Origin of the sequence: Mesosutterella porci (assembly GCF_022134585.1) — a bacterium.
Classification (GTDB): Bacteria; Pseudomonadota; Gammaproteobacteria; order Burkholderiales; family Burkholderiaceae_F; genus Mesosutterella; species Mesosutterella porci.
This window is the reverse complement of record NZ_JAKNCT010000004.1, coordinates 106,623-127,148: the sequence shown is the minus strand read 5'-3', so window position 1 is coordinate 127,148 and position 20,526 is coordinate 106,623. Positions and strand designations below refer to the sequence as shown.

18 protein-coding genes are annotated in these 20,526 nt (G+C 56.7%); 8 read left to right on the top strand and 10 right to left on the bottom strand.

The window, feature by feature from the left end:
- Nucleotides 1–129: 129 nt before the first annotated feature.
- From MAF45_RS04325 to MAF45_RS04315, 3 genes are all read right to left on the bottom strand, one after another.
- Entirely contained in the window at nucleotides 130–1,308 is a 1,179-nt protein-coding gene (locus MAF45_RS04325; RefSeq protein ID WP_237978324.1) for a porin, read from the bottom strand.
- 370 nt (nucleotides 1,309–1,678) lie between these two features.
- Nucleotides 1,679–2,833 carry a porin gene (locus MAF45_RS04320; RefSeq protein ID WP_237978323.1) on the bottom strand — a complete coding sequence of 385 codons (1,155 nt, stop codon included), beginning with the start codon at nucleotides 2,831–2,833 and terminating at the stop codon, nucleotides 1,679–1,681.
- A 723-nt stretch (nucleotides 2,834–3,556) separates the two neighbouring features.
- Entirely contained in the window at nucleotides 3,557–4,669 is a 1,113-nt protein-coding gene (locus tag MAF45_RS04315; protein ID WP_237978322.1) for a replication initiation protein, read from the bottom strand.
- A gap of 1,453 nt (nucleotides 4,670–6,122) precedes the next feature.
- Between MAF45_RS04315 and MAF45_RS04310 the strand changes: the two genes are divergently transcribed.
- On the top strand, nucleotides 6,123–6,776 hold the full coding sequence (locus MAF45_RS04310; protein ID WP_237978321.1) for an AAA family ATPase: 654 nt from the start codon (nucleotides 6,123–6,125) through the stop codon (nucleotides 6,774–6,776).
- Between the two features lie 84 nt (nucleotides 6,777–6,860).
- Entirely contained in the window at nucleotides 6,861–7,145 is a 285-nt protein-coding gene (locus tag MAF45_RS04305) for a ribbon-helix-helix domain-containing protein (RefSeq protein ID WP_237978320.1), read from the top strand.
- A 1,219-nt stretch (nucleotides 7,146–8,364) separates the two neighbouring features.
- Here the strand turns inward: MAF45_RS04305 and MAF45_RS04300 are convergent.
- Nucleotides 8,365–9,534: a phosphatase PAP2 family protein gene (locus MAF45_RS04300; protein ID WP_237978319.1), complete on the bottom strand. Its 1,170-nt coding sequence runs from the start codon at nucleotides 9,532–9,534 to the stop codon at nucleotides 8,365–8,367.
- A 359-nt stretch (nucleotides 9,535–9,893) separates the two neighbouring features.
- Here MAF45_RS04300 and MAF45_RS04295 point away from each other — a divergent pair, with 359 nt between their 5' ends.
- Together MAF45_RS04295 and MAF45_RS04290 are read left to right on the top strand one after the other, a co-directional pair.
- Nucleotides 9,894–10,103, top strand: coding sequence for a twin-arginine translocation signal domain-containing protein (locus MAF45_RS04295; protein WP_237978318.1), 210 nt, complete (start codon nucleotides 9,894–9,896; stop codon nucleotides 10,101–10,103).
- A 25-nt stretch (nucleotides 10,104–10,128) separates the two neighbouring features.
- Complete coding sequence (locus MAF45_RS04290) at nucleotides 10,129–11,493, top strand: FAD-dependent oxidoreductase (protein WP_237978317.1); 1,365 nt, start codon at nucleotides 10,129–10,131, stop codon at nucleotides 11,491–11,493.
- A 519-nt stretch (nucleotides 11,494–12,012) separates the two neighbouring features.
- Here the strand turns inward: MAF45_RS04290 and MAF45_RS04285 are convergent.
- On the bottom strand, nucleotides 12,013–12,771 hold the full coding sequence (locus MAF45_RS04285) for a lyase family protein (protein WP_326520673.1): 759 nt from the start codon (nucleotides 12,769–12,771) through the stop codon (nucleotides 12,013–12,015).
- Entirely contained in the window at nucleotides 12,720–13,406 is a 687-nt protein-coding gene (locus MAF45_RS11260; RefSeq protein ID WP_283206994.1) for a lyase family protein, read from the bottom strand. Before MAF45_RS11260 ends, MAF45_RS04285 begins: the two co-directional genes overlap by 52 nt.
- 365 nt (nucleotides 13,407–13,771) lie before the next feature.
- Between MAF45_RS11260 and MAF45_RS04280 the strand changes: the two genes are divergently transcribed.
- From MAF45_RS04280 to MAF45_RS04270, 3 genes are all read left to right on the top strand, one after another.
- Nucleotides 13,772–14,725, top strand: coding sequence for an agmatinase (locus MAF45_RS04280; RefSeq protein WP_237978315.1), 954 nt, complete (start codon nucleotides 13,772–13,774; stop codon nucleotides 14,723–14,725).
- A 187-nt stretch (nucleotides 14,726–14,912) separates the two neighbouring features.
- The gene (locus MAF45_RS04275; RefSeq protein ID WP_237978314.1) at nucleotides 14,913–15,461 is read left to right on the top strand and encodes a pyridoxamine 5'-phosphate oxidase family protein; all 549 of its coding nucleotides are present in this window, start codon (nucleotides 14,913–14,915) and stop codon (nucleotides 15,459–15,461) included.
- Between the two features lie 3 nt (nucleotides 15,462–15,464).
- The gene (locus tag MAF45_RS04270) at nucleotides 15,465–16,013 is read left to right on the top strand and encodes a flavodoxin family protein (RefSeq protein WP_237978313.1); all 549 of its coding nucleotides are present in this window, start codon (nucleotides 15,465–15,467) and stop codon (nucleotides 16,011–16,013) included.
- Nucleotides 16,014–16,051: 38 nt separating this feature from the next.
- On the opposite strand, the gene MAF45_RS04265 is transcribed toward MAF45_RS04270, so the two are convergent.
- From MAF45_RS04265 to MAF45_RS04255, 3 genes are read right to left on the bottom strand one after another with little or no spacing between them, the layout of a single operon-like run.
- On the bottom strand, nucleotides 16,052–16,312 hold the full coding sequence (locus MAF45_RS04265) for an FAD-binding protein (RefSeq protein ID WP_237978312.1): 261 nt from the start codon (nucleotides 16,310–16,312) through the stop codon (nucleotides 16,052–16,054).
- Nucleotides 16,293–16,472: a hypothetical protein gene (locus MAF45_RS04260; RefSeq protein WP_237978311.1), complete on the bottom strand. Its 180-nt coding sequence runs from the start codon at nucleotides 16,470–16,472 to the stop codon at nucleotides 16,293–16,295. Before MAF45_RS04260 ends, MAF45_RS04265 begins: the two co-directional genes overlap by 20 nt.
- 57 nt (nucleotides 16,473–16,529) lie before the next feature.
- Entirely contained in the window at nucleotides 16,530–17,705 is a 1,176-nt protein-coding gene (locus MAF45_RS04255; protein WP_237978310.1) for an MFS transporter, read from the bottom strand.
- A gap of 220 nt (nucleotides 17,706–17,925) precedes the next feature.
- Here MAF45_RS04255 and MAF45_RS04250 point away from each other — a divergent pair, with 220 nt between their 5' ends.
- Nucleotides 17,926–18,768, top strand: a complete 843-nt coding sequence (locus MAF45_RS04250) for a phosphatase PAP2 family protein (RefSeq protein WP_237978309.1) — start codon at nucleotides 17,926–17,928, stop codon at nucleotides 18,766–18,768.
- A gap of 179 nt (nucleotides 18,769–18,947) precedes the next feature.
- Here MAF45_RS04250 and MAF45_RS04245 read toward each other — a convergent pair whose 3' ends face one another.
- On the bottom strand, nucleotides 18,948–20,453 hold the full coding sequence (locus MAF45_RS04245) for an APC family permease (protein WP_237978308.1): 1,506 nt from the start codon (nucleotides 20,451–20,453) through the stop codon (nucleotides 18,948–18,950).
- Between the last annotated feature and the right edge of the window lie 73 nt (nucleotides 20,454–20,526).

The following is a 20,526-nucleotide window of genomic DNA, read 5'->3' as shown; positions in this document are numbered from 1 at the left end:
AAGGAAGTATGCCACAAAAGGGGATGGCAGATAAAGCAAAGCCGCATCCCGGAGTCTCTTGTAACCGGGAAGCGGCTTTGAAGGTCCAAGGCAGAGGCACAGCCTCCGCCCTTCCTCAGCTAAAGGAAATCAGAACTTGTGGACCAGACCGAAACCTGCCTGAACCTCATTCGGGTTGGGGTTGCTGTTAGCTTTTGCGTAAGAAGCGCCCTTCGCCTTTTCCTGAGCGTAACCGACAAGGCCGTAAACGCTGGTCCGCTTGGAGAAAGCGTAGGTGTAGCCCGCCGCGACGTTCCAGCGATGGAACTTCACATCAGAATCGTCGATATCCTTTGCATCGCGATAGCCGACTGCGGCGAGGAAATTACCGCCAAAGGCTGGAACTTTCGTGCCGAGCTCAAGACCCCAACCTTTAACCGCGGTCGTATTCTTGTCCTTGTTCTCGACCTTATGCGTCACATTCTTCAAAAGCTTGAACGAATCCACAACGGAGCCGACGTCTTCGTTATCGAAGTAAGTCGCTTTGGCAAAGACCTTTGCAGGTCCAAAATCATAGTTGCCGCCAAGAATGATGCTATAGCCGTCATCGACGTGATATCCTTTTTTGCCGGTCTTAGAGTCGTACTGATTGCCCCACATCGTATAGTCGCCGACAAGCACCACCTCGTACTTCGGTGCTTTGTACTGAAGGCCCAGGGCCGCGTAGCGGGTCGCTCCAGCCGTATTTTCATTGGCGTCCTTTTCCTTCTGGCTGTCTCCCTTGAAGGAATACATTGCTCCGGCCCTGAAGCCGCCGAACTTCGGAGTCATGTACGCGAGCGTATTGTCATAGCGGGTATAAGCCGAGCCTGTGGAGCCATTGCCCTTGGCGGTGTCGCCGTAGGTCATACCGAAGGCGGAAACGCCGCCCAGCATGGAGACCGAACCGCCGATGCCGGCAATGGACATCAATCGGCCGGCATAAAGAGTACCGTACGCGCCGGAGACATTCACCTGAGCCTCACGGCCGAAGAGTCGGCTGCCCTGAGTGCTCACGCCGTCATCGGAGGTGAACCCGGACTCCAGGACGAACCCGACCTTGGCGTTGCCAATGTCTTCCGTGCCCTTCAGGCCCCAGCGGGAGCCGGTGGTGAAACCGGACTTCATTTCGAACGTGTCAGTCGAATCAACCCCCTTCTTATCCAGATCCTGGTGGGTGTAGACGAGGCCTGTATCAATGCGGCCGTAGAGGGTCACGGACGGGGCTGCGAAAGCAGAAGCTGCAAAGGCTCCGAGGATCGCAACCGCAACCAAAGACTTTTTCATCATATTTTCTCTCCTACCAATGAAATTGAATTTTGGATGATGAGGGCAGATCTCATCCGTTGAAACTAGTCCAATAGTGGCACTGCTTCGGGCGTTTGTCGGTAAGCAATAAAACAAAAGAGTTTTGCATGATCTGCAAAGCTCTATCAAGAAAACGCCTAAGGCATTAAATCCTAATGAATTTTATCTATACAGATCCAAATTCCCCGGCAGAATCCTTCTGTTGCGGAAACGTAACACCGATGATTTAGCCCATCGCCCTTTGCCTTTTCCACAGAAAAGAAGAACCGCAATTCGGAATACCGAAATGCGGTTCTTTCGCTTCAAGTTCAAGGCGGAAAGCATGTTCCGCCTTTTTCTCAGCTAAGAGAAATTAGAACTTGTGGACGAGGCCGAGGCCGACCTGAGCGGCGTTCGGGGTGCGGGCATCCTGACCACCCTTAGCCTTTTCCTGAGCGTAGCCAGCGGCAGCGTAGACGTTGGTGCGCTTGGAGAACGGATAGGCGTAGCCGACAGCGGCGTTCCAGCGATGATACTTGATGTCAGTGTGGTCCACATCCTTGGCGTCACGATAGCCGACGGTGGCGAGGAAGTTGCCGCCGAAAGCCGGCACCTTGGTGCTGACTTCAAGGCCCCAGCCCTTGACAGCCTTGGTCCCGTTGCCAACGACCCCCGTGTCTTTGTTAGTAGCATCAAAAAGCTTGAAGGAGTCAAGAGCGTTGGCAGCGTTGTCGAAGTAAGTGGCCTTGGCAAAGACCTGGGCAACGCCGAAATCGTAGTTACCGCCGAGGACGATGGTGTAGCCATCATCAAGATCCCTACCGTACTGATCATTGCCCCACATCGTGTAGTCACCAGCCAGGACGCCGGTGAACTTGCCGCCCTTGTACTGCAGGCCGGCAGCAGCGTAGCGGGTGGCGCTCGCCTTATTCTCAGCACCACTCACATCTTTCTTGTCCTTATTCTTCGCGAGGTCATTGCCCTTGAAGGAGTACATCGCAGAAACCGTAAAGCCGGCCATCGTCGGGGTCTTGTAGGCGATGGTGTTGTCATAGCGGTCGTAGCCGGAACCAGTCGAGCCCTTCATCGTGCCGACAATGCCGTAGCCGTTCGGGAAGGCGGAAACGTTGCCCAGAAGGCCGAGAGAGCCGGCATCGCTCACGATGGTGGCGAGACGGCCGGCGTACAGAGTACCGTAGGCGCCGGAGACGTTCACCTGAGCCTCACGGCCGAAGAGACGGCCATCCTGGCCGCTCGTGCCGTCGTCAGAGTTGAAGCCGGACTCGAGGACAAAGCCGACCTTGGCGTTGCCAATGTCTTCCGTGCCCTTCAGGCCCCAGCGGGAGCCGGTGGACCAGCCAGTCGTCATCTCGAGCGTGTCGGTGGAATCAACGCCCTTCTGATCCAGATTCTGGTGCGTATAAGCGAGGCCCGTATCGATGCGGCCGTACAGAGTCACGGACGGAGCAGCGAAAGCAGAGGCGGCAAAAGCGCCGAGCAGAGCAACTGCAACAAGAGACTTTTTCATTTGATTTAAAACTCCTAATCCAGCCTCGGCTGAGGCTTCTTTGGTTAAGAACAATCGGACATAACCCGAATGTCCCCTGTGTCTATCCTGCCAAGACTTGCCGACTTAGGATATAGGGTTTTTACCAATAATTCGCCGGCCTTCTGTTTTAGAGTGCATGTATTCATTTGTTTTCACTGTATAAATTTATAAATTGAAAAACTCAGGTCTTTTAGTTTTTTTACATTGAAGTGTTGTTAAAAAGCAACATTTCCGTTTCCGCTGTCGTTTCAACCGATCTAAGAGGAGCTTTAAAAAGCTGCTTTGCCACAGCCGAGCCCCCTGCGGCGCTCAGCTCAGCGCAGTGCTTAAAAAAACACCGCTCCGTCAGCTTTGTCCCTGTACTGTTCCCCGCCGCCCCCGGAGCTGGCTTAATCGAAATCAATTTTCCATTCACCGCAACGGGAGATTTTTCCCTGCAGTCTTCATCTCTCCAGCCAACCGCGTCTAACCTGGTCCGTCAGAGACAGACAGACGCGGCATGCGTCTCCCCGCGCATCTTTCTTCTGAGGCTTAAATACCGGCCGCTCCCGAATCAGATTCGGGGCCTGCTTGATTTTCCTTGCGCGGCCGTGCTGTAAAAACGCACCAGAGCCGGTTGACGGACACCCTTCTTCCAACCCCAAAAGGTTCAGGAGTCCGGCTATAACAATGACCGTTTAGAACTAACCCTAAGCCGCCGTTTCAGGATCCCGAGCGGCGGCGGCTCCGGAATCCCAGCTGCTTGAGCCATGGGTTGTAAATCTTCTGAACGAAGGAAGGGGAAGCAAGCTCGGCTCGCAGCCAGCCCGCGAACTCCTCCGACGAAGAGCCCTTCGGATTCATGTTCTGGGCTTTGAGCCACTCGAAAAAAGCATGCGCATTGAAGCCGGTCGCCTCGACCTTTTTGGCGTTCCGACCCGCGAGCCAGTCCGCGTACATGGGGATCTGCCGCATGGAAAGCGTCGCCTGCGCTTCCGTGAGCACCGTCTGGGCCTTCACCTGCGCTGCGCCCTCCTCGTACTTCGCGGGTTTACCGCTGGGAAGCACGGAATAGGGCTTGGGCTGGAGATGGAAGATCAGCCTCGTCACGCGATTGTGTTCGCCCTTCTCGATTTCGAGCTCAAGCCCGAACTTTGTATAGGGTGAAGCGTTGATCTGCCGCACTGCGACGTCGAGAATCCGCTGCTTGAAATTGCCGAAGAGCCGGTAGGCGCTTCCCAGGTTGAGCGCCTTGCGCAACTCCTCCACCGTCGTGATGAACGTCCTCTTCGGATGGTTCTGGTACTGGAGCGCCATCGTGTAGATGCGGACCGCGTAAACGCTTTTGAGGCCTTTCAAATCCACGAGCTCGAACTCAGTGAACCGCTCCTTCAGCTGCTGGATGAACGGAATGAACTGCTCGGTGAAGTTAAACCCGATTTTTCCATCCCCGTAAGACAGGGCTGCGAGGAAGTGGAACTGCACGTAGTTTTTCTTGTCCGGGTGCTTTTTATAGGCCTCATACTGAGTCCTGAAGCCGCTTCGCAGCGACGGAAAGGCGTCGAGCGCACTCATGGAAATCGTGGCCGAGCTGTGGAAGAGCGTCTGCGAAGCCTTGGAAAGCGCTGCATACACCTCCTGCTTGCGGGTTCCGAGCATCATCACGTCCTCGGCTGAAACATAATAGGTTTCGCTCGGCCTGATTTCCTCATCGGGCTTCACCGAGGCGATAGCGGCCATAACCACGCGAAGCTCGAACAAATCCAGCTTGTAGGAAGCAAAATTGAGCGGATTCAGGTACCGCACCATTTTGCCGTCTTTTGAATGATTGGCCATCGAAAAACCCGCCTCTGCACAGAATGGAGAAATCGTACGCCCGCATTGAAAAGGCTGCAGGATTTATCCACAGGCCTTGAGCCATAACAACAAAATACTTTGTTATACCCAGGCACGGCAGACGTAATTCGAACGGTACGGCATACGTTATAACAATACACGGCAAAGGTTATATCAACGGTACGGTCTCCGTTATAAAAAAGAGGCCTCTATATATAAAAGAAAAGAAAAGATTTAAAAATACTAAAAAAGAAAGTACAGAAGCTGTGGATAACAAGCTCAGAAAACAGAGCTTCCTCACAAAAAACAGGCACGGCAGACGTTATACCGAACAGCCATTTTTTTTACCATCAGTACGGAAAACGTTATATCAAAAAATGAGCTTCAACACGCATATCGTTGTTTAAAAATAAAAAAACAGATTAACATCGAAAATTCGGCACCTGTCCGGGCTTGTTCTTTCCCTTCTTCAGCCATACACGGCAGACGTTATAGAAAGAACTAAAAGACTCCAGCCCGCTCTGGAACGCAAAAACAGAAAGTTTTTCCCCCCTTTCTGCGTCCTGCATCCCGTGTTTTTAAAAGACATCAAACCAACCGCCCAGCCCTCTTCCCCGCGGATTCGGATTTAAACACAGGAAAAAAAAAGAAACCGAAGACAAAACGGCCGTCACAACCGGTACGGAAGACGTTATAGCGGCTCTCCTTCTACCTGCCCATCGGGTACGGAAGACGTTATATCTCCTGCAGACGGCCCGCCACTCAATTTCAGAAGTCCCTAAAGGGTACGGCAAACGTTATAGCTAAAGAAAAAAGGAAAGCCCGCAAGGGTACGGAAAACGCTATAGCTACGGAAGGAAAGACGATGCTGCGAACAATACGGCATCCGTTATATCTTATTTCACCGAAAGCTTCAGACACAGATCTGCATCCCATTGATCTTAAAAAATTATTTTCAAAAGCGCTCAGGCGTACACCGCAGGCACGGCAAACGTTATACCTAAAGCACCGCTTCAAGAGAGCCGCCGGGTACGGGAAACGTTATTTCATGATGTCTCCTGAAGTACGGAAAACGTTATAGCCCACACGCTCCGAGAGCTTCCAGGCAGCCGGTTCTCTCCAAGCCTTTTTTCAACACTAAATAAACTGTGAAATTAAATTTATTTAATTGTTAAACACACCGAATACAAGCTTGGAACAAACTTAAAACACATTTAATCTGCCTGCCAAAGGCTGGTGCCGGTTTCTGCTCTGCCTGCACCGCGTTTTCCCAAAAAGAAAACTCAATCCAATATTGAATATGTATACAATGTAGATACAATTGTTTAACAGCAATAAAATACCTTGTTTAAAATTTATAATTTGTGGCTTCATCCTCTGCTGTGTAATATTCTCTAGCGGAAAAAGAGGTTGATTTCTCCGCTTTTTCCCAACTCCGTGAAGAGGACGCAAAGTGATCATCGCTGTAGCCAACATCAAGGGCGGTGTTGGAAAAACCAACATCGCCGTTTCCATAGCGACTTACCTGCTCACGCAGAAAGCCAAAACGGTTTTCCTCGTCGACACCGATGAACAGGAGTCGGCCTCGATGGCCCTGAAGGTCCGCAAGATGCTGGGGGTGAAGCCCGCCGTGCCCTTCAAGCTGATCACGGAAGCGAAGGAGCTCAGCTGGAATCTTGAAGAACTGAAAAAACAGTACGACTACGTCATAGTCGACGCGGGGGGCCGCGACACAGAAGCCCTGAGGGCGACGCTTCTTCGCACAGATATTCTTCTGGTCCCCTGCCCTCCCGGAAGCACCGACATCTGGTCTTTCAAAAAGAAGCTGGGCAGAATCGTCGCCGATGCCAGAAAAATCGGAGGCAAATTCAAGGCCTACAGCTTCCTGTCCCGGGCTGACGCGAAGCTCGGCTCGGCCGACAACATCAACGCTCAGAAAATCATCGAGCAGGTGCCTGAATTTAAGTTCGTCGATGCGAGAATAGTGAACCGCAAGGCCTACGGCATCGCTCTGGGTTCCGGGAAATCGGTCTTCGAGCTTCGGCCGCGCGATATCAAGGCCTGCAACGAAATCCGGTATCTGGTTGAAAAAACCATTCCGTTGTGATGGATGTAATACAATGTGTTAAAACTGCTGAATAAATACATTTCAGCTGTTTAGTACTGTTTCTAAAAATTTTCGAGTGCCAACATGCCTAATACCTTCTTTGATCCGGATATGGATGAAAACAGCTCTGCCCCTGCGGAAAAAGAAGAAGCCGCAGACGGCTCCCTCTCGGCGAAGGAAAGAGAGTTCGTGCAGAGAAAGCCCGGGCGGCCGCGCCTCATCAACAAGCGCCAGCAGCTCACAATCTACCTGCCTAAGGAAAAACTGCAGGAAGTTGATAAGGTGGCAAGCGACTACGGAATGACTCGAAACGGTTTCATCAACGCGGCGATTTCCCAGGCTCTGAACAACGGCCTCATGGTTCGCTGAAGGCTTGCCCGAGCAAAACACCGGGCGCCTCCGGGCGGTCTTTTTTTCCGCGCAGAGATCCGTGCTGCTCCGGACAGCGCCATCCTCAAGCCGCCCTTTCACCTCCTCTCCCGGGGGAAGCGGCGCTGAAGACCGGACGAAAGGCACACACCGGAGCTCTTCGCGTCTCAACGTTCCCCTTCACCTTTCCCTTTTTCCTTTGTTAAATTTCTGGCGGTTCCGGCCGCAGACCGCCATTTCACTGTCGCTCTGAAACCCTTTATCTAAATTTTCAAAATATTTGAAAATAATTCAAATCTGATTTTTTCAACATTAAATAAAGTTTTTTAATGCTAGAAGTTCAACGGCCAGCACTTCTGGCAGATGCAGAATAACGAAAGGCAGAGTCGTTTTTTTACACTATTTTAATTGTGTAAAAACATCGCTCTATAATTTTATTGATTCTTTAAAACATGGCAGGCGGAGGCCTGTTTCTGCAACTTTCCCAGAGAAGTCTTGGAGACGGAAAAAAGTAAGGCCCAGAAAAGGGGCGCTGTTCTTCCGGTTCCGTAAAGCAGAGATCCCCCTTGCCGGCGATAACGTAAACAAAGAAAAGAAAAACGTATATTTTGAAAATGTATTAAAAATTCTGAAAAATAATGAATAACATGCTAATAAATATTAAAAAACAATATTAATCAATTAAACCAAAGTTTGACAAAGCACCGGGAAGAAAGAGAGGAGCTTCCTCAGGAGCCATAGGAGAAATGAGGCCTGCAAGGAGATCCAGAAAAAGGCCTGAGGAAAAGTGGGGCAGCAGGGATCCGCGGTGTCCAGCCAGCCCCGCTGAAAAAGCTCCGATAAGGCGGAAGGAGCCTGATGCAACTTTACCGCCCAGGCTGGCCCGCAGGGTGACACGTCCGGCGGGATCGGAAGCAAGCCGGCTGCAATGCTACACAGAGGGTTTTCTGCTTATTGGACCATAACGTCTCGAAAGACCTTAGGCTCTGCATCCGGGCGTCGGGAGGTCTTGAAGCTTCCAAAGTTACATCCGAGTTTGGAGATTCATCTAGAAAAAAACTAAAGCTCTGCCCGGAATGAAAGGCAATTAATACAAGTTTTATAAAATGTTAATAAACAATTATAACCAATTTAAACGATTGTTTGAAATGTTCTCAAAGCTGAAAGCCTTTACCCGAAAGAGGCGGGCAGAGGCTACGCTTTCAAGGTTCCCCGAGGATCAGTAGGGCTGCAGGCGCCAGGACCGTATGCCAACCGTCGAGTGACAGACGGCCAGGAGCACGGGAAGAAGCGAGGCCAGGAAAAAGAGCGGAGCCTGCAGCCAATGGAAGGGGCCCGCGGGAACGACCGCCGAGGTAAGAAAGAGGGCGCTCAGGGCTGCGAGGACCACAAGCATCGAGCCGCAGATTCTCGTCGGCAGCTGCACGATTCCGACCAGGAAAGCGGCGCAGGCCGAGAAAAGCGCTCCGAAGAGGCACGTCAGGGCGAGGAGGGCAGAGGCGCTCCATTGAAAACCTGTGCTGTTCAGTCCGATGGAGTTCAGAAGATAGGGCAGGGAGTAGACCGCGGCCCACCAGATCGCGCAGAACAAAATAAGCGTGCGTTGCGGGAAGGCTCGCCACTGCCAGGGCTGCTTGTACGGGCCCATCGAAGAAAAGGCCTTCCGGCGGCCCCAGGCGAGGAATGCGCTGTAGACTCCCGCGCAGACGAGCCAGTCGATCAGACCGGTTGCGATCACGTGGGAGACGAAATGCGCTCCCTGCATGACTCTCGTAAAGCCGCAGAAAGATCCAAAGAGGAGGGCGAACCAGAAAGCAGCCCGTACAAGCGGCCGGCTTATGCCTCTCAAGGCGAAGTAAAAGGCGAAGAAAACAAATCCCGTTCCCGCGTGCCCCGCGGGCCAGCAGTTCCCAATCTGCGGGAAAAGAGAAAAAGAGGGGTTTGTGAGGGAAAAAGTTCCCCCGAACTCGCCCAAATCCCAGGGGCAGGCGACGCCCGTCGTCCGCTTCAGCCACCAGACCAGAACTGCGCCGCACGCCATGGCCGTGAGCACATAGATTTCACGCAGCGTCGTGAGATCTCTGGGCAGGGAGCGGTTCTTTCTCCAGCGGAGGGCGAGGCTTGCCATCATGGCAAGGGCGACGGAGAAAGTAATGAACTTGGTCGCTGTGTGGGTCCAGAAGACAAAGGAATCGCTTCGATGCCATCCCCAGCCCTCCGTGAAAAAAAGATGCGAGATTGACAGGTCGAGGGCGTGGGGCGGGTTGATGACGAGAATCGTCAGAAGCGCGAGCGGCACGACCAGGCACGAAAAGAGGGAGAGGGGCGGAGGATTCTCCGCTCCGCCTGAAATATACCTGCCGCTTTTCACGTTTGCTGCGTCCGTCATTGCTCGCTCCAGCTTGGGTTGATCACCGGTAGCAGTATCCGGCGGAGGCGGTCAAGAACCCGACAAGGCTGCGTCTAAAGAGCGTCAAAATGGACCGACATTTTAAAAATATTTTTTGAATTTAAATAAATATTTTAAAAATTGAATTATTCGTGTATGAATGTTGATTAAATGTTTAAACAAATGAGAAACAAAGCGGGCAGAAAGCGGCGGCGGAGCCGGAGCAGGAAAAGGCTGAGCTTTGAGCCACGAAAAAATATTTCTTGAGCAACCATGCTGGGAGCGGTAGTCTGGAAGCCGCCGGGCGCAGGCTTCCACAACGGAAGATTTCTCCCCGGATCTAAAAAAGGAGACTGCTGATGGCTATGCAGATAACAAGAAGAGGCTTCCTCAAGGGCGCAGCGGCGGGCGCTGCCGCAGCGGCCGCGGCCCCTGCCCTGGCGATTGACAGCGAAGCCGACCTGCACTGGGATCGGTCGGCGGACCTCGTCGTGATCGGCTACGGCAATGCGGGCTGCAACGCGGCGATCGAGGCTGCCCGATGCGGGTGCTTCCGTTCTGATTCTTGAAAAGATGGGGCAGGGCGGGGGAAACGTGTCGGTTTCAGCCGGCGGCTTTGTCGTTCCCACCGACAAGAAGGAGTATTTCACATATCTAAAGACGCTCTACGAGCTGTCGCGCTCGGAATGGGATGAGCAGATCCTGAGGGTCTTTTGCGAGGAGTCCGCTGAGCTTCCGGCGTATTTCGCCCGGCTAGCGCCGGAAGCGAAGATCGCGGTCTACGGGCATGCCGGCTACCAGCAGCTTCCGGGTGCGGGGAGCGTGAACAAGATGTCGTTGCGAAACGTCCCGGGCAAGAAGGGAGGAGACCGGCTCTTCGGGGTGCTCGCGCGCGCTGTTGAGAAGCGGGGCGTCCCGGTGCTGCTCAATACGCCTGCAAGGCGGCTCATCGTTCGGAAGGGAGAAGTGGTGGGCGTCGAAGCGGAGCAAAAGGAAAAGACGCTCCGAATTCGAGCAAACAAGGCGGTTCTCATTGCCTCCGGCGGCTTCCAGTGCAATCCGGATCTGATGAAGAAATACGTTTACGGGAATCCCATGTCGTTTCTCGGCAGCCCCGGCCACACGGGCGACGGGCTTTTGATGGCTCAGTCAGTGGGGGCGGGCCTCTGGCACATGAACGCGGTCTCCGCTCCGCTCGGTGTGAACGTGCCGGGGGTGAAGGCGGGCATCGCGCTCGTCACACGGCAGCCCGCCTTCATCTGGGTCGACCAGGACGGAAGGCGGTTTGTCAACGAGAAGAAGCTCGACTACCACTGCTCCTGGATGGCGGTGAACGGCTTTGACGCGATCAACCACCGCTACCCGCGCATTCCCTGCTTCATGGTGATGGACGAGACCTACATCAAGGCCGGTCCGATCGCGACTGCCGGCGCTTCGGGCTACGCCATCAACCGCGAGGGCTATGTCTGGAGCCGTGACAACAGCCGTGAGATCGCCTCGGGCGTCATCGTGAAGGCTGACACGCTCGAAGAGCTCGCGAAGAAGCTGGGCATGCATGATCCGAAGGTGCTGGTCGGGCAGGTCGAGCGCTGGAACCGGGACCTGAAGGAAAAAGGCGTCGATACAGAATTCGGCCGCACTCTCACGGCAGACCCGAAAATGAAGACCATTTTCGCCGGCCGTGACGTCAGGGCTTGGTCCGCGCCTTTATCTGAGAAAGGGCCCTACTACGCGATGAAGCTGGTTCCCGTGCTTTACCACACGATGGGCGGCCCCCGCCACTCCATCCGCTCCGAGTGTCTGGATCCTTATGGAAAGCCGATCCCAAGGCTCTTTGTGGCGGGCGAGGCCTCGTCGATCTGGGGGCTCACCTACCAGGGGGCCTGCGCGAACGCGGATGCGATCATTTTCGGGCGGATTGCGGGCCGGGAGGCGGCCAAGCTCAAAAGCTGGGCCTGATGACGCTTAAAAAAGAAATTCCGGCTCCGGGGCGTGTCCCCGGGGCTGTGTACCTTATCTAGAGCTATATTAAATTTATTAAAACAGCCTTTTTTGATTTTTTCGAAATTTAAACAATGTTTATTAATTTTAAAACAACAGTGATGAGCCTCTAGATAGAATAAACTTTAGGAAAGTTTAATTCAATGTTTATTAATTGCTGAAGACGTTTATAAAATTTAAAAAGCATTAAACACATTGTTTTAACGATAGAAAAGCTTAGAGACCATGAGAGGGAGGTCTCGGAAAACTGGCGCCGCGCCGGGGGCCTGCCTGCGTGGAGGCGCCAAAAGAGAGGTGGAATGCTTAAAAACACTGTTTCAATCATGAATCACTATCGAAATAATTTTAAATAATATTGAGATAATGTGGGGTGAAGAAGTCAGGCAATGGCGGGTAGCCGCCGGTCCTTCGGGTTCAGATGCCGACTTTTACCGTTTCTAAAAATCAAAACAATGGTAAAAAAATGTTTAAACAGATTTAAAGAAGATTGCTTTGATTGGGGCTCTTCCTGCGCAGCAGCCTGCAGCTCTTTTTGAGGATCGGGGAGACGCCCTCGAGCTCGCGCATCATCCGTTCCCTGAAAGCGGCTGTGGCCGCTTCGGCGACCACCTCGAGCCTCTCCGGCAGCAGTCTGCCGGAGACCGCCCACATGGTTCTCGTCACTCGGCGGCTGCCGGGCAGCGGTCCCGAGTGCACGCCCTTCAGGAACTGGCGGCCGCACCAGAGGTTCGTGGGCGGGATAATCGTCCAGCCCTCCTGCTGGGAGACAAGCCCGACCAGCGTGTTGGCGAGCTCCGTCACCGTGCAGAAGTTAGCCGCCGTAGTGCTGCGGGCCCGGTCGCGGTGGTCGATGACGCCCGCCATCGTGACGTCCATCAGCTTCAGGATTGCGGTCATGTCCTTCACGCAGGGCCAGAAGTCGGCGATCACGTCCATCGACTCCATGGTGAAGGCATAGGGCACGCCCTTGTAAGTCATCCACACAGCGTCGAAGTCGCTCTTCACGCGTGCGCACAGCCCGGCTGTCGTCTCGAACGTCCAGGGGGTCTTCTTCTGCGGCATGATCGAGGAGCAGACCGCGCAGCTGTCGGAGACCTCGACGTAACCGAAGTCGGGTGTCGACCAAACCCGCATGTCAGTGGTCATGCGGGCGATGGTGTTCGCCATGATGGAAAGCGCTCCCATCACCTCCATGAGGTAATCCCTCGAGCAGACGCAGTCGATCGAGTTCCGCACAATGTCGTCGAATCCGAGCAGCTCCGTCGTGTACCTTCTGTCGATGTTCCAGGTGGTGCGCCCATCGAGCCGCCGCCCAGCGGATTGAGGTTGATCGAATCCCAAGCGCGCGAGAGCCTCGAGTAGTCGCGGGCGAGGGCGAGCGACACGGCCGAGAGGTAGTGCCCAAAGGTCATCGGTTCGGAGGGCTGCAGATGGGTGTAGCCCGACATCACGGCGTCTTCGTTTTGCCGGGCGAGAGCGATGAGCGTCCTGCGGAACTTGTTAATGAGGGTGCAGGGGTCGAGGTAGGCCTTGCGGGTCACCATGCGGTCGACGGTGGCGTGCAGGTCATTGCGCGAACGGGCCGTATGCTGCTGGCCTCCCACCTCCATGCCGACCCGACCGATCAGGTAGTTCTCAAGGTTGAAGTACATCTCCTCGAGCGCCGGGGTGATCTCGAAGTCGGGCTTGTCGCCCATCGCCGCCATCTTCCGCGCGACCTCCAGGTTCCGCGCGACCTCCAGGATCTTCGCCGCGGCGGGGGCGCCGATGATGCCCTGGCGCGCGAGCATGAGGACGTGGGCCTTGTTGATGTCGATGTAGCTCTGGTAGGAGCGCTCCACTTCCTCGTCGGTGAGGGTGGGCTTGATCATGTATCCATCACTTCCGGGGCCGGCGGCTCCTTGAGCCGGCCGCGTTCAATCGCCTGTGCCATTGCGAATTATCCTCTTCATAAAACAGAAACCGGGCGTCGGATCTGCCCGCTACTTCATTGTGGCGTTGGGCCGCCGGCGGCCGCGAGGAACCTATGGAAAACTTATCCATTAGCTTTAATTCTGTTTAATTTGGGACCTTGCCTGTCTGTCCCGCCACGGTTTTTCCGGAGACTGCACGCCCATGAATAAGCGGCGTTTAAGAAGATCATTTAAATGAATTAATCATTTTGCGGACAAGCCCTTCTCTCGTTTAAAAAGCGAATGCGGTTTGAATGTTTTAATTTGAGAGGAGAGGGCTTCTCATGCCGAAGAAAATCCACAACCTTCCCATCACGGGAATCGCGAGCTTTGCCAAGTACCCCATCTGCACGAACCTCGACGAGCTCGACGCGGACGTCTGCGTGATGGGCATTCCCTACGACCAGAGCACGCCTTACCTTACAGGTTCCAAATTCGGGCCGAGGAGGATCCGCGAAGTCTCCTGCCACTACGGCCGCGGCGATGAGGGTTTCTGGGACCCGGAGCGGCAGGAGCAGTATCTGGCCGCGCCTGTGAGGGTGGTCGACGGGGGAGACGTGGACATCCATCCGATGGATTTCCATGAAACCTTCGACAACATCACAGAGACCGTAAGGAAAAACCTCTCCAAGGGGGCGCTTCCCGTCATGATGGGCGGCGACCACTCGGTGACCTATCCCGAGGCCCGGGCTTTTGATCAATTCGAGGACCTCTGCATCGTTCAGTTTGACGCGCACCTGGATTTCGGGCAGCGCACTTACACAAACGGTAGCCCTATGAGGCTCATCTCGCAGCTACCCCACTTCAAGAAGATGTGCCAGATCGGCATGCGGGGACTGGGCAGCAACACGCGCGAGGACTTCCAGGCTGCGTATGACTTCGGCTCAGTCGTGATCCCCGCGCGTCAGGCGCTCGAAATGGGAGACGCCGAGGTGATCAAAAAGATCCCGCAGGCGAAAAACTACTTCGTCACGATCGACATCGACGGCTATGACATGAACACCGCCCCCGGAGTGGGCTCCCCTTCGCCCGGCGGCCTCAACTACGTTTTTGAAACCGACGTGCTCGAGGGCATCGCGAAAAAGGGTAACGTCGTGGGGTTCGACCTCGTGGAGGTGGCCCCGCAGTACGATCCCACGGGCATCACGCCGAGGTTGGGCGCGATGACGATGCTCGCCTTCATGGGGTTTATCATGAAAGAAAAGGAGAAGAAGGGGCTGCTGAAGCACCGTTCATGATCCCCTCTGCGACGCGGCTTCAATGAGGCCGCGGCGGCTTTGCATCGGCGCCCGAGCTGAGGTTCTGCGGTTTGGGCGCCGCGCTTTCTCCTCTATGCACGGAGGTTCGGAAAGAGGACCCGTGCGCTTGCTTCTCTCCTCTTTCCTCATCTGCCCATGGTCTGTCCATGGCGCAAGGAAACAGAAAATGACCCTTCCGCAAGATACGACCCGGGGCCGGCCCATCAGCCGGAAAAACCGTGCCCTCACGCGCAGTCAGGCGCTTGAAATCGTTCGCGCGTCTGACCACTGCGTGCTCTCCACCTGCGACAAGGCGGGCGTTCCCTACGGAGTGCCGGTGACGCCGGTTCTCGTGGACGAGGTGATTTACTTTCATGCCACCGCAAGGCCCGAGAGCCGCCGCCGGGAAAACCTCCTCATGAACCCGGCGGTGAGCCTGTGCTTCATCGGCAAGTCGACTATCATCGAAGACCTCTTCGGCGTGGACTACGCGAGCGCGATCGTGGCGGGGAAGGCGAGCCTTGTCACCGAAGAGGACGAAAGACTGCGGGCGATGAGAGCGATCATCGCTCGACACGCGCCCCATAATCCCCCGGAGCTAAACGAGTCCTATCTTAAAAAGGGACTGCCGTTCACCCAGGTCTGGAAGGTGGAGATCGAAAGTGTGACGGGGAAGGCCCGGGTCGGGGCTGAGCGCTGGAAGTCCGGCGTGTCGCTTAAAACCCTGGAGAGATAAGCCTTGCATTCATCTATAGACACCGGCGCGCTCTGCGTCGTTTTTTCCAGTCGCAGCGGCAACACGGAAAAGCTCGCCCGCGTCGTGTCCTCTTCTCTGTCTCTCCCCGGGCCACGGCGCGCGTCAGACGCTCCGCCCGAGCCCGGAGCGCTCACCTTCTTCGGTTTTTGGATCGACAAGGGCGCGATGGACGCAGAGTCACTCGCTTTCCTCAGGCGGCTTGACGCCGCGGCCGCAAAGGCTGGCCGTACCGCTCGCGCCGCGCTTTTCGGGACCATGGGTGGAGACCCTGCGGGACCGAGGGCGAAGAAATACGAAAAGACAGTTCGCGAAGCGCTCGCGCGGGAGTGCCCGCATCTTGCCGTGGTGTCCCTGCAGCTCTGGCAGGGGAGAATCGCCCCGGAAGTGGTCGCGTCGCTTCGTGCGCTTTACCCCCTCTCTCCTGCGACGCTGCGGTCGATCAAGGAGGCCGCGAAGCACCCGGACGAGAAGGACGAAGCTTCCACCGCGGCTTGGGCGCTTGAAGTGGCTGCTCCGGCCCCGGCTTTCTGAAAGAGCCCCGCCCGGAAGGACGGGCCTCCCTTCTTCTTTTACTTTTCCAGGGCTTCGGCAGCGGCGTTCTGGCCCGAGAGCCGCCCGAGTACGATCGCGATCGTGAGGCCCTGCCCGTACTGGCTTGCCGTTTCGCCTGCCGCATAGAGCCCTGGGATCGGCCGCCCGCCGCGCGAAAGCGCGCGGCACTTCAGGTCGCGCATGACGCCCCCGAAGGTGGTTTGGCCCGCGGGGCTGACTTCTGACCGTAAAAAGGCGTCTTGTCCAGCCGCGAGAAGATCAAGACTTTGCGGCCGCATTCGGGATCCTTCTCGAGCCGTAGACCGATTCCCAGGCTTCAAGCGTCTTTTGAAGTTCGGAGGCAGGCAGCCCGAGCTTCCCGTTGAGCTCCGGCACGGTCTTCCTCTCGACGAAATAGCCGTTTTCCCTGTAGCCCTGCATCACCTTTGTGCGCTCCACCGAGGCTTCGTCGAAAGATGAGCCGGGTGCAATCCCCCCTGGGGGGTGCCGCGCGCTTCAGGCGCGGTTTCGGCTGTGCGGCGGAGGCAGGAACCGCGTGATCACGGCCGCAAAGACCGACAGCAGCACAACCAGCGCCATCGTGGAGGAAATGCCCCACTTGTCCCCGAACCAGCCGAGGGCCGGGGCAAGAATGCCGCCCGCGCTGAACGAGATGCCGAGCGTGATCCCGGAGGCAAAGCCCACGCTTTTCGCGAGATAAGACTGCCCGAGCACGACGAAAGGCGAATAAGTGATGTTGAAGGCGAGGCTGATCGGGATCAGCATCGCGTAGACCCAGGCGAGGCTGTGCGGCAGGACCGCAAGCGCGATTGCGGGCACGAGCAGGAGGCTCCCCAGCCGGACCATTTTGACGCAGCCGAACCGGTCGGCCAGCGGGCCGCCGAGGAACGTGCAGACGATGCCCGAAAGGGCGATCACGGTGAGCGTCGCGCTCGCGGCTGAGTTAGAGGTCCCGAGTCCGTAGATGCAGTAAAGCGGCAGGAAGCTCATGATCCCGGTGTAGCAGACCGAGCGCAGGACGATGAAGGCTGATAGCTTCCCAAAAGACTTCCAGTCGTTTTCCCGATCTTCGGCGGCCGCGGAAGGCGCTTTTCCGGAGGAGGACTTTAAAGGAGCGGGGGCGGACGCCCGGATGCGGCCGCCGAAAAGCAGTAGCGGCACGCCAAAAAGAACCGAAACCACGCCGTAAAACGCAAGGCCCTTAAGCCCAAAGGCTGTGAGCAGGGCGACCGCAATGAGAGGGCCGAGCCCGAAGCCGCCGTTGCCGCCCACCGAGAAGATGCTGATCCCGGTGCCGCGTTTTCCGCCCGAAATGGCGTTCACGAGTTTTGCGGCCTCCGGGTGGAAGATGGCGCTGCCCACGCCGGAAATGAGGATCGCGGTGAAAATCGCCCAGTAGTTTGTGAGAAAGCCCGCGAGTGCGAAAGTGACGCCGCAGAGTATGAGCCCCAGTCCCATGAACCAGTTCCTAGGCCCCCGGTCAGCAAGCCACCCGAAGATGGGCTGCACGATGGTCGACAGGCATGACGAGGCGAACATGAAGCCCGCAACCGACTTGTAGTCGAATCCGTAGGCCGCGATGAAAAAAGGCAGCACGGCGGGCAGCGACCCCAGGTTGAGGTCGGTGAAAAAGTGCGAGATGGCTAAAAGCCCAAGATATTTCTTATTCATAGAGTTTCAGGGAAGGAGAGCTTCGAACCCCGGCAGGGCGGGTGTTTTTGAGGGGATGAAAAGGAAGCTTACTGCGAAAGGATCCCCCGCGTCACGAAGGGCCTCGAAGGAGAGCTGAGTCCGCAGGAAAGGGCGCCTGCTTGACGCTCTTTTGACGTGCTCTTGACAGTCTCAGGAGTTCAATGCTCAGCGTGAAACTGTTCTCTTATCGAAGAGCTTTATGTATTCAACGATGAGGCTCAGGCCGATTTCCCCGCTGCAGTGGGCCGTCTGGTTTCTGCTGCCGGGGGCGGTTCTCGCCTGGATAGTTTTTGCGACTCCCCACGCGCTGGACATCGCGCTGAGCAGCCCCTTTTATTTTTCTGACGGCTTCTCCCTTAACCGGGCGCCCTTCATGCTCTTTCTGCACCGGGTGGCCCGGGTGGTGCCGATCGGCACGGCCGTCCTTGCCCTGGTGATCGTCCTGCGCACCCTGCGCGCCCGAAAGGCGTCCGGCGGGGGCTTCCTCGACCTGAAGCATCTCTTCTACCTGCTGGCCGCCATGCTCGCCTGCGTGATGCTCGTGAAGTTCCTGAAGACGACGACCGGGGTCTACTGCCCGGTGCGGGTCGACGTGTTCGGGGGCGAGGAGCCGATCGCCTCTCCCACCTTTTCCTGGTCTGCGCGCCCGGGCCACTGCTGGCCCTCAGGGTTCGCGGGAACAGGCTGGTGTCTTTTCGCGCTTTATTTCGCCTTCCGGGACCGGAGCGCCCTTTATGCGAAAAGGGGGGTCGCGCTCGCACTGGGGGTCGGCCTTTTCTGCAGCGTCGTGCAGGTGATCCGCGGCGAGCACTTCTTCACCCACGTGCTGGGTACCGCCCTGATCGACTGGCTGGTGTGCGCGTCGCTTTACGTGCTCTTCTTTGCCCGGGACATCATCCGCGCCGCGGTTCAGAAGAAAAGCGCCACGGCGGGCTCAATGACATTGAGCTCTTTTTCAAGCAGGAAAAAAATCGCGGCAGGGCAGGCGGCCGCGGCAATCGGCGCGGCGGGCGTGACTTCATGCCGTTCAGGAACCAAATGAGAAACAGCAGGAAGAGAAACGTGCTGAGATAAAAGCCGATCCCGGAGATGAGGACAATCCAGGCCTGAAGGGAAAGGAACAGGATCACAGTCTTTCCGGACAGCGCCCCGGGCGCTTCAAAAAAGGGCTTGAGCCCTCTTTTGGTGCGTTTCACCGGGGCGTGCGCTCTTCCTTTGGGATCAGGCGGCGACGTAGGGGAGGATAAAGAGCGCCAGGGCGAGGACGCAGGCCGCCGCTACGACCGCGACCCAGATCCGGTATTCGCGGTCCATTGCGGCGCGCTCCTTCGGATCAGGCTGGTCGGCCGCCCCGGAGGCCTTGAGGTCGAGCGAGAACTCGCCTCCGCGGCCGTACCTGCGGCTGCAGACGAGATAGATCGCGATTCCGATCACGCACCAGACGATCCCGGTCACAAAGGCCTCGCGGTCGAGCTGCGTCATCATGGCGAGATAGATGAGGGCGCTCACCGGCGCGCCGACTGCGATTAAGGGAGCCCTGTAGGGGCGCTCGAGCTCCGGGTGGCGGCGCCGCAGGGCCCAGGCTGCGACGATTCCGATCACATAGTAGAAGAGGTCGGCGAAAAGCGAGAGCGAGGCGATGTACATAAGGGAGTTGGTGGCGATGAGCGCGACCGTGAGTACGCCCAGCGTCGCCACCGCCACGTACGGGCACTGGAAACGGTTGGTCTTCGCGAAGATTTTCGGCATCGAGCCGTCGCGCGCCATCGAGAAGAGGTAGCGCGGGGGTGTTGAAATGGAGGCGTTCAGGGTCGAGAAATCGCCACCGAAGGCGATTCCCGCTGCGAGTAGCGCGAGCGGGAAGCCGAGGATTCCGGCCGAGACCATGGCCTCGGCAAACGGCGCCTCGGCCGTGGAGAGCGCCGTAAGATGCTCGGCTGGCGTGATTCCGATGAGGTACCACTGGAAAAGCGCGTTCACGGCGAAAACCACGAACGGGGCGAGAAACATTGCGCGGGGGATGTTGATGCGGGGGAAGCGGATCTCCTCGCCCATCGCGACGCACGCCTCAAAGCCCGCGAAGCACCACCAGATCATGCAGGTGGCGGAGAAGAACCCGAGCGCGTCGGTCTTGGGCAGGAACGCCGGGGCCTGCACGAAGTAGGGCAGGTGCACGTTCGGGATCATGGTGAGAAACCAGATGGCGGCCACTCCCCAGAAGAAGAACATGAAGGCGTTCTGCAGCCGTCCGGTGAGCTCGACCCCGAAGAGGTTCGCGGCGATGAAGCCGAGCGTCACAATCGAGGCGAGGACGACGTCGGAGATCGGCAGCTCCACCCCGAAGGCGAGGAAGATCGTGCGGAAGTAATAGCTGAAGGCGAGTGCCTCGCCCCCGGTCACCGCGACAAGGGAAATGATGAAGTTCCAGCCCGCGAGCACCCCGGCTCCGCGTCCGAGGCCTAAGGAGGCGAATTGGTAGGTGCCCCCGGCGTAGGGCAGCGCCGCACCCATTTCGCCGTAAAGCAGCGCGGGGTAGATGCTCACTACGAGTGCGAGCAGCGTGGCGAGGATCACCGCGGGGCCGAGGGTTCCCACGACGTTGGAACCCGTGGTGAAAAGTCCCACGCCGATCACGGAGCCTGCTGTGATCGTGATCGCCTCCCGAAGCCCGAAGCGGCGCCGGAGGCCTCCGGAGGCCGGGGCGCTGTTGATGGATGTTGTCGACAAAATACGTTCTCCCTGAATATGGCTTCCCGGGGGCCTGCGGCCCGCCGGTGAGGAAAATGAAAATCACTCCCGG

Coding starts and splice junctions, on each gene's coding strand:
- MAF45_RS04300 (WP_237978319.1), bottom strand. CDS start 9,534: ATGACGGACGCAGCAAACGTGAAAAGCGGCAGGTATATTTCAGGCGGA.
- MAF45_RS04305 (WP_237978320.1), top strand. CDS start 6,861: ATGCCTAATACCTTCTTTGATCCGGATATGGATGAAAACAGCTCTGCC.
- MAF45_RS04320 (WP_237978323.1), bottom strand. CDS start 2,833: ATGAAAAAGTCTCTTGTTGCAGTTGCTCTGCTCGGCGCTTTTGCCGCC.
- MAF45_RS04325 (WP_237978324.1), bottom strand. CDS start 1,308: ATGATGAAAAAGTCTTTGGTTGCGGTTGCGATCCTCGGAGCCTTTGCA.
- MAF45_RS04255 (WP_237978310.1), bottom strand. CDS start 17,705: ATGAATAAGAAATATCTTGGGCTTTTAGCCATCTCGCACTTTTTCACC.
- MAF45_RS04315 (WP_237978322.1), bottom strand. CDS start 4,669: ATGGCCAATCATTCAAAAGACGGCAAAATGGTGCGGTACCTGAATCCG.
- MAF45_RS04250 (WP_237978309.1), top strand. CDS start 17,926: ATGTATTCAACGATGAGGCTCAGGCCGATTTCCCCGCTGCAGTGGGCC.
- MAF45_RS04275 (WP_237978314.1), top strand. CDS start 14,913: ATGACCCTTCCGCAAGATACGACCCGGGGCCGGCCCATCAGCCGGAAA.
- MAF45_RS04295 (WP_237978318.1), top strand. CDS start 9,894: ATGGCTATGCAGATAACAAGAAGAGGCTTCCTCAAGGGCGCAGCGGCG.
- MAF45_RS11260 (WP_283206994.1), bottom strand. CDS start 13,406: ATGATCAAGCCCACCCTCACCGACGAGGAAGTGGAGCGCTCCTACCAG.
- MAF45_RS04280 (WP_237978315.1), top strand. CDS start 13,772: ATGCCGAAGAAAATCCACAACCTTCCCATCACGGGAATCGCGAGCTTT.
- MAF45_RS04265 (WP_237978312.1), bottom strand. CDS start 16,312: ATGCGGCCGCAAAGTCTTGATCTTCTCGCGGCTGGACAAGACGCCTTT.